The organism is Clostridium sp. ZS2-4, from assembly GCF_026719745.1.
Lineage (GTDB): Bacteria > Bacillota > Clostridia > Clostridiales > Clostridiaceae > Clostridium_H.
Map to the genome: position 1 here is coordinate 1 of NZ_JAPPRQ010000106.1, position 7,806 is coordinate 7,806.

The 7,806-nt window shown below is 28.7% G+C and carries 9 protein-coding genes and 1 tRNA gene; 2 read left to right on the forward strand and 8 right to left on the reverse strand.

What is annotated here, in order from left to right; genetic code table 11:
* Positions 1-133: 133 nt before the first annotated feature.
* Together OIO11_RS12310 and OIO11_RS12315 are read right to left on the reverse strand one after the other, a co-directional pair.
* Entirely contained in the window at positions 134-1,276 is a 1,143-nt protein-coding gene (locus OIO11_RS12310; protein ID WP_268071758.1) for a pyridoxal-phosphate-dependent aminotransferase family protein, read from the reverse strand.
* 82 nt (positions 1,277-1,358) lie between these two features.
* Positions 1,359-1,541 carry a hypothetical protein gene (locus tag OIO11_RS12315; protein WP_268071759.1) on the reverse strand — a complete coding sequence of 61 codons (183 nt, stop codon included), beginning with the start codon at positions 1,539-1,541 and terminating at the stop codon, positions 1,359-1,361.
* A 310-nt stretch (positions 1,542-1,851) separates the two neighbouring features.
* On the opposite strand from OIO11_RS12315, the gene OIO11_RS12320 reads away from it, so the two are divergent.
* On the forward strand, positions 1,852-2,448 hold the full coding sequence (locus OIO11_RS12320) for a uracil-DNA glycosylase (RefSeq protein WP_268071766.1): 597 nt from the start codon (positions 1,852-1,854) through the stop codon (positions 2,446-2,448).
* A 22-nt stretch (positions 2,449-2,470) separates the two neighbouring features.
* On the opposite strand, the gene OIO11_RS12325 is transcribed toward OIO11_RS12320, so the two are convergent.
* The 5 genes from OIO11_RS12325 to OIO11_RS12345 all read right to left on the reverse strand — a co-directional run bounded on the left by OIO11_RS12325 (position 2,471) and on the right by OIO11_RS12345 (position 5,792).
* Positions 2,471-2,665, reverse strand: a complete 195-nt coding sequence (locus OIO11_RS12325; protein ID WP_268071760.1) for a hypothetical protein — start codon at positions 2,663-2,665, stop codon at positions 2,471-2,473.
* Between the two features lie 40 nt (positions 2,666-2,705).
* On the reverse strand, positions 2,706-2,972 hold the full coding sequence (locus OIO11_RS12330; protein WP_268071761.1) for a hypothetical protein: 267 nt from the start codon (positions 2,970-2,972) through the stop codon (positions 2,706-2,708).
* Positions 2,973-3,250: 278 nt separating this feature from the next.
* A complete protein-coding gene (locus OIO11_RS12335; RefSeq protein WP_268071762.1) occupies positions 3,251-4,231 on the reverse strand; it encodes an N-acetylmuramoyl-L-alanine amidase family protein in 981 nt (326 codons plus the stop codon).
* Positions 4,232-4,367: 136 nt separating this feature from the next.
* The gene (locus tag OIO11_RS12340; RefSeq protein ID WP_268071763.1) at positions 4,368-5,507 is read right to left on the reverse strand and encodes a mechanosensitive ion channel family protein; all 1,140 of its coding nucleotides are present in this window, start codon (positions 5,505-5,507) and stop codon (positions 4,368-4,370) included.
* Positions 5,508-5,645: 138 nt separating this feature from the next.
* Positions 5,646-5,792, reverse strand: coding sequence for a hypothetical protein (locus tag OIO11_RS12345; protein WP_268071764.1), 147 nt, complete (start codon positions 5,790-5,792; stop codon positions 5,646-5,648).
* Between the two features lie 208 nt (positions 5,793-6,000).
* On the opposite strand from OIO11_RS12345, the gene OIO11_RS12350 reads away from it, so the two are divergent.
* On the forward strand, positions 6,001-7,557 hold the full coding sequence (locus OIO11_RS12350; RefSeq protein ID WP_268071765.1) for a putative bifunctional diguanylate cyclase/phosphodiesterase: 1,557 nt from the start codon (positions 6,001-6,003) through the stop codon (positions 7,555-7,557).
* A 122-nt stretch (positions 7,558-7,679) separates the two neighbouring features.
* Here the strand turns inward: OIO11_RS12350 and OIO11_RS12355 are convergent.
* Positions 7,680-7,755, reverse strand: a tRNA-Lys gene (locus tag OIO11_RS12355).
* Positions 7,756-7,806: the final 51 nt, after the last annotated feature.

Below are 7,806 nucleotides of genomic sequence, written 5' to 3' on the forward strand. Positions count from 1 at the left end.
TATGCCTATAGCTGGTATAACCATCTTAGACCTCATTCCTTCAATAAAGGATTAACTCCTTTTGAAGCTCGGTACAGCTCATAAAAATATTAGGCAAAAGTGTTACAATTTTACTTGACCAGAACACTTTATCTTATAGTTCTTTTACATATTTTAAGAATATATCTACCATATTTTCTCTACACTTAAAGCCAAAATGTTCAAAAGTTTTTTGTAACACCACTAGAGTATGTACTATCTTTTCTTCTCTAGCATTCTCACCCATGTTTCCTATTCTTATAACTGTTCCTTCTAAAAAACCAAAGGAAGCTGCTATTAAAACATTATATTCTTTAAACATATAATCTATGAATTCATTTGAATTGATACCTTCTTGCAGCTCTATTGCTGTAACTGTATTTGAATATCCATTTTCAGTGTAAAGATTTAAACCTGCTTCTTTCACTGTTCTCCTTAAAGCTTCTCCAATTCTATTATGTCTTGCTAAAACATCTTTATCCTCTAAAATATTATCTACTGCCTGTCTTAACCCTATAATATCACTTATCGGTGGAGTATATGGACACCATTTCTTTTCATAATAATCCTTCCACACTAAAAGGTTGCAATAAAATGAGGCTATTGGTGTTTTTCTGCTTTCCATAGCATCAAAAGCGTCATTACTTATACTTAAGAATGTAAGTCCTGCTGGAGCAGAAAGACACTTTTGTGAACCTCCAAGAGCTAAATCTATTTTCCACTCATCAACCTTAATTTCTTCTCCTCCCATAGCCGCAACAGAATCTACTACAGTAAGTATTCCTTTTTCCTTTAAAAGAGGACAAATTTTATCTATAGGATTTAAAACTCCCGATGGTGTATCGCAGTGAACTACAGTAGCATACTTAAAGTTACTGTCTTTATCTAAAAAACCTTCTAATTCATTTATATCTATTGCTCTTCGTCTGTTACCTTTAAAAAATACGGCTTCTCCACCGTACATAGTTACAAAGTCTGCAAAGCCTTCACCAAATACTCCATTATCTATTACCAAGACTCTATCTCCCTTTTCTGTCAAAGAAGCACAAGCAGCTTCAAGTCCTAGTATTCCTTCTCCACTAAGAATTCTCACTTCGTTCTTAGTTTTTAAAAACTCTCCAAACTTTTCACAAGTTTCTTTATAAAATTCGTAAAATTGTAAGTCTAAATCTGGGTTAGTTGTCTCTAATGCTCTAGCCAACCTTACATTCTCTCTAACGGAAGTTGGACCAGGTGTCATAATATAAGGAATTTTCATTACATCCACCACCATTTCTACCTTTTTTAGATAAAATTATATACCAATTAAATATTTTTTAGTAGTGTATGGATACACTTCTTTACATTTGTTTATGTTTCTTTTTCAAAATTATAATAGAACATAAGATACATACTGATACTATAACTACATTGTTTATTACAATTGCCTTTTCACACATTCTTAATAGTTCATTATTTTTACTCAATACTGGCAAATAAATTCTAATCTTAATTAAACTTACTATAAAAATTAATGCGGTCATGGAAAGTTTATATATTTTATGCCCCCTTTGAAGTATTAGCATTAAACATAATATCACTCTACTAAATTATCAACATAAAAAATTACTTATTAAACCTAATTTTCGGTTATAATACTTTATGTAATAATATATTATTTTAAATTATGAGGATTTGAGTTTACATATAATATAGTGCACTTATCAATATTCATTGTTCAATAATTAATTTATGAAAAAACTTCAATGAAGATTTAATACAATAAATAATATTTGTTGCTGCTTATATATCTAAAAATAATATTACTCTGAATTAATAAGGGAGGTTTTTAAAATAAATACTCTAGAAAATTTGCGTTTAAGAATAAAAGATATAGCTGAAAGTTATGATAATGAAGAAACTGGTGGATGGATTACTGGAGATGGCCCCGTTCCTTCAGATATTCTATTTGTAGGAGAAGCTCCTGGTAAAACTGAGGTAGAACAGGGAAAGCCTTTTGTTGGAATGGCTGGTGAAACCTTTGAAGGATACTTGAATTCTATTGGTGTTACTCGCAACAAAGTTAGAATAACAAATACCTGTTTTTTTAGACCTATAAAAAAGAAGGAAGGTAAAAACGGCAGAACTACTATAAGCAATAGAACTCCTAAAACCTCTGAAGTAAAACTATTTAAAGAAGTTTTAGATGATGAGATTGATCTTGTTAACCCTAAAATCATTGTAACCTTAGGTAATATTCCTTTAAAAAGACTTACAAATTTTAAAAGTATTGGAGAATGTCATGGTAACTTATATTTCAATGAAGAACTTCAACGACATGTATTTCCAATGTATCACCCATCAGCTCTTACATATAACAGAAATGCTGAGTTTAAATCAATGTATGAAAAAGACTGGCAAAAATTAAAAGAAGTACTTGAAACTTTGTAGTTTCAGTACTCCTTTTAATTTTCTATTCACTCCTAGCTGAATATTTGTATATAGCTATACCTCCAAACCAGAACACTAAAGCAACCCATTCTATAGGACTTAATTGAAATTTTTTAGCTATAGCAGTTCCAAGTATAAATACACTAAACACAAAGGTTAATATAGCCCAGCTGTTTTTGTTAGATTTTAAGTTTTTATTATTGGATTTATCCTGCATAATCACTCCCCCGTTCATATTTCCCCTTTTGATTTTAAAATTAACTGTGCTTTTCAGTGGCTCTTAATACAGAAAAAATTATAAAAGAAATTATCAAAACCACAACGTATGCCATAAATATCATACTTGCAATATTATCATAATAACGTGCAGCAACTGCCGCTATTATTGAAAATATTCCAATAAGTACATTATAAACTCCTATTACTTTTCTCACAGAAGCATCCTTTTTTCTGAACATAAATATTCCTAGTAATATTAAATAAATACCACTACCTATCATAAACCAAACTTGCCAGCCTTCCAAATAAATCACCACCTATTTAAAGACTTATACTACGAGATACATATGCACCATCATCATTAACTTTCTTATCTGATAAGGTATATTATTCCCCTCAGCAACACTTTTTATTTCTTCAAAGGTATCATATTCATTATACATTAAAATTTTACGAAATTATTTATTTCTTTCTGTATATTTTCTTAGAAAACTGAACATAATTATAGTGAACACAAGACAAAAAGCCGCGTAGCTAACTCCCCCCTGAATTACGCGCGGCTTTTCATTTTTTTGCATATGTATTATTTCCTCAATGTATCTATCCCTTTAGCTAAAGCATCTGCTATCTTTTCTTGATAATCATTGCTGCTTAAAAGCTTATCTTCATTTCGATTTGATAAAAATCCCATTTCCACTAAAACTACTGGAACAGTAGACCAGTTAAATCCAGTAATATCATCTCGTTCAATAACTCCTCTGTTTCTCATTCCAACTTCATTAGTTAAAGTATTTAAAATAACTTTACCAAATAACTTACTTTCATCATAAATTTTCTTTGTGTATTCATTTTTACCTGGCACAAGCATAGAGGCACCTTTTGCAGAACTGTTATCTGCAGAATCTGCATGAATCCTTATAACAAGACCAGCATTAGCTTCATTTCCAACTTTTGCTCTCTCTACGTTACTCATAGTTTTATTGTTATCTGTTTTAGTCATTATTACAGTATAGCCCTTTTCTTCTAACTTGCTTTTTAATTTTTTGGCTACCTGCATATTTATCTTGTACTCTGGTGTTTTTGTCACAACTCCATCTGCTCCACCTGTCTGTTTATATTTAAGCTTTGATGAATTTGGAGCTGATGGTTCTTTTCCAAGATCAGCCTTACTTGCATGACCCGGGTCTATAACTATTATATTATTTTCTAATTTATAGCTTACATTAGGTATACTTTGTTTAGAGCTTTTAGATGCAGTAGAACTTTCTTTAGCTTGTACACTTTTATTTTGAGCTTTCATATCATCAGTTTTTATTTCTTCAGATGACTTGTTCTTATTTTGATTATTTTCTTGCTTTATCTGATTTTTACTATCTTCAACTTTTTTTGTTGCTACTTTATCTTCAACTTCATCCTTTTTGACATCTTCCTTTTTTTGTTCCACAGATGTCTGTTTTGGTGCTGCAACAACCTTTACATCTTTTTTAGAAGCTTCTTTATTACTGCATGCAGTGAATACAGTAAGTATTGCAATACTCATTAATACTATCTTAATCTTATTCATAAAATTCCCCCTGAAGTATATATTAGACTATTATCTTAATAATACCACAAAAATTGATTTTAAAATAAAAAATAAAGCTTAGTATGGTAACTAAAGCTTTATTTTTATCATTAATAATAGTTCAACAAAATTAATATTATTTTTCAATATTAGTCTTATTAAGTAACGGTGTCTCAAAATATATGCTTGTACTTGGGAAAGCTGCTGAAACGCCTTCGCTTTCTAAAATATCCATTATTTTGTAATTCATATTTTCTTTTACCTTAAGATATTCAGCCCATTCAGTAGTATTTGTAAAACAGTATATAAATATATTTAAGCTACTATCTCCGAAACTATCAAAATTCACTAAAATAGTCTCATTATTTATACCTTCATCTTCTATAAGCATTTCTCGAATTTTATTTACACAGCATCTCAGCTGTTCCTTTGAAGTCCCATAAGTAACTCCTAAAGTAAAGTTTATTCTTCTCATATTTCTTTTTGTCCAGTTTATTATTGCCGAATTGGATAATGTAGAATTTGGCTCTGTAACTAAAGCTTTATCAAGAGTTCTTATTTTCGTGCTTCTAAAAGTTATATCTTCAACTATCCCTTCAACATTAGGTGTTTTTATATAATCACCAATTGAAAAAGGTTTGTCTAATATAATTACAAATCCACCAACTATATTTGCTAAAGCGTCCTTTGTAGATAGAGCTAATGCTGCACCTCCAATTCCAAGTCCTGCAACAAAACCATTTATGTTAAATCCCCACACATCAAGAACTATACAAATAGCCAATGCAATAATAATAGTTCTTATTATTTTAGATAAAAACGGAAATACAATTTTATCTAATTTAATATTAAAAGTATCATATAATTCTTCATATAAAACTGAATGTTCTGTTGTAAGATTATAACAAGCCCAAGCACTCAATACAATAATACTTGATTTGAATAACTGCGTTAGGCCTTGAGATGCATAAAGGTTAACCTGAACGGCTTTTGCAAAAAATAATATAGCCAAATATCCACCAACCACCACAAAAAATGATCTCATAGGTTCTTGAAAAGCTTCAACTAATTTTTCTCCTAAATTAATCTTTGCCTTAAATGTAATTTTTGATAAAAATCTCAATATATACTTAGTAAATATTTTTTTCAGTAACAGAAAGAATAAAAATATCCCTATACCAATTCCTATATATTTAAAAGTATTAATAGTAATTCTATCAGATATAAAATCTACTTTTTCCACAGCTTGTTGAAATACCTCCTGTATCTCATTCATTTTCTTCCCCCCTTAAGTTATATTAACCATTTTAATAGAGTTTATATTAATACTCAACAAAAAAAACAAGAAAAATGTTTGTAATATTTCCCTTGTATAAAATAAAAAAGAGCTCACTTGAGCCCTACTATTCTATATCTATCTAGGTTTATAATAATAATTGGTTACTATTTGAGACGATTGATAGTCATCTTCATCATACAACTCACTATCATCTGTTATTTCAGATAATTTGGATTTACGTTTATTAATATCTCTATTATTTTCTTTTTTATTTTTAATCATATAATACAACTCCTTTCAAAATCATATTATTTCCTAAAAAACTTAATTTATTATTTGAAATATGTAATTTATTTCACAAATATGTAGAATTATATGTTAAAATGTAAATATTCAAACTTTTAGATATTAAATAACTGCAATCATCAAATCTACTTAATATAACTATCTGCAATTTATTTATCTGTCTTTATCTTATCAGGAGGTTTTTATGAAATATAATTATTTCAAAAAAAATATATTACTAACCTATGCAATAGTAGGCATTTTGTTTGGATTTTTATTTCCTATTAGTGCAATTATTTTTGAACTCATAAGTTTAGATTTACATATTAATTTAAAAAACATAATATATATTCATAAGCATAATAATTTGTTATTTATGATTGATACAGCACCTTTATTTTTAGGTTCTTTCTCATCAATCGCGGGATTTATAAGGTCAAAATTGGAAGTAATAAATAATGAACTGGAGCACCAAGCTACAGTAGATGAATTAACAAATGCTTACACTAGAAGACATGGTAATAAATTACTAAACAATTTTATAAATTCTAATACTAAAATTGGAATTATTTTTATTGATCTAGATAGATTTAAAATGATCAATGATACACTTGGTCATAGTATTGGTGATAAGCTTTTACAAGCTGTTGCAAATAGACTTATGACAAATTCAAAACAAAGTGAATATGTCATACGTCTTGGTGGAGATGAATTTATGGTAATTGTTGAAAATTTTCATGATATAGAAACTCTAACTTATATAGCCAGTAAACTGATTCAACAATTTGATAAACCATTTTGGATTTCAAATAGATATTTATCTATAAAAGCGAGTATGGGTATTTCTATTTTTCCTGACCATGGCAAAGATATAGAGACTCTTTTAAAATACGCTGATGTAGCTATGTATACATGTAAAAATAATAAAAAAAGTAAATTTGAAATTTTCAATGACAGTATGCTAAAAAACTTAGATATAAATTTTAATATAGAAAATGAACTTTATAATGCTCTGGAACGTAAAGAATTTTTTTTAGTATATCAGCCTATTGTAGATGCCAATACATCAGAAATTTTAGCAGCTGAAGTACTCCTAAGATGGGATAATCATAAACTTGGTTTAATATCTCCAGAAAAATTTATTTATATAGCCGAAAGTACAAATTTAATTATTGATATAGGTAAATGGGTTTTAAAAGAGGCCTGTATACAAAATAAGCTCTGGCAAAAAAAAGGTTATCCTCCTATTACTATGTCTGTAAATGTTTCAGTTGCTCAATTAAAACAAGCTAATTTTATTAATATTGTAAAAGAAATCTTAGCGGAAACAGAACTTGATACTAAATACTTAAAATTAGAAATAACTGAAAGTATCTCTATAGAAAATCCAGAGGAAATATATTCTGTTTTTCAAGAATTGAAACAACTTGGCATAAAGTTATCTATAGATGATTTTGGCACTGGGTATTCTTCTTTATCTGAATTAAAAAACTTAATGATAGATACTTTAAAAATAGATAAGTCTTTTATAAGAGACATTAATGTTAATATTAATAAAAATAGTACTTTAATTGTATCGGCTATTATATCTATAGCTAAAAATTTAAATTTAAATATAATTGCAGAAGGGGTAGAAACAGTGGCTCAACTTCAGTTTTTAAAAAACCATAACTGCAATCAAATTCAAGGCTATTTATTTAGTAAACCTGTGAAGGCTGAGAAATTTGAAGAATTACTTAAGAATAATCTACCTGTTTTCTAAACAATATTTTAATCACTTATTATGGATAATAAAGTTTAAAGAAAAATATAAAATAAGGATGTTTTTTATCCTTGAAAACAAAAAATAAAAAAATCATCTTAAATATTATTTAAGATGATTTTTGGTGATCCACCGGGGAATCGAACCCCGGACAACTTGATTAAAAGTCAAGTGCTCTACCGACTGAGCTAGTGAATCATATTTACCCGGCGGCGACCTACTCTTCCACACCGTCTCCAGTGCAGTACC

Excerpts from the sequence above, each read along its gene's own strand:
- OIO11_RS12350 (WP_268071765.1), top strand. The coding sequence starts at position 6,001 with ATGAAATATAATTATTTCAAAAAAAATATATTACTAACCTATGCAATA.
- OIO11_RS12310 (WP_268071758.1), bottom strand. The coding sequence starts at position 1,276 with ATGAAAATTCCTTATATTATGACACCTGGTCCAACTTCCGTTAGAGAG.
- OIO11_RS12340 (WP_268071763.1), bottom strand. The coding sequence starts at position 5,507 with ATGAATGAGATACAGGAGGTATTTCAACAAGCTGTGGAAAAAGTAGAT.
- OIO11_RS12335 (WP_268071762.1), bottom strand. The coding sequence starts at position 4,231 with ATGAATAAGATTAAGATAGTATTAATGAGTATTGCAATACTTACTGTA.
- OIO11_RS12315 (WP_268071759.1), bottom strand. The coding sequence starts at position 1,541 with ATGACCGCATTAATTTTTATAGTAAGTTTAATTAAGATTAGAATTTAT.
- OIO11_RS12345 (WP_268071764.1), bottom strand. The coding sequence starts at position 5,792 with ATGATTAAAAATAAAAAAGAAAATAATAGAGATATTAATAAACGTAAA.
- OIO11_RS12325 (WP_268071760.1), bottom strand. The coding sequence starts at position 2,665 with ATGCAGGATAAATCCAATAATAAAAACTTAAAATCTAACAAAAACAGC.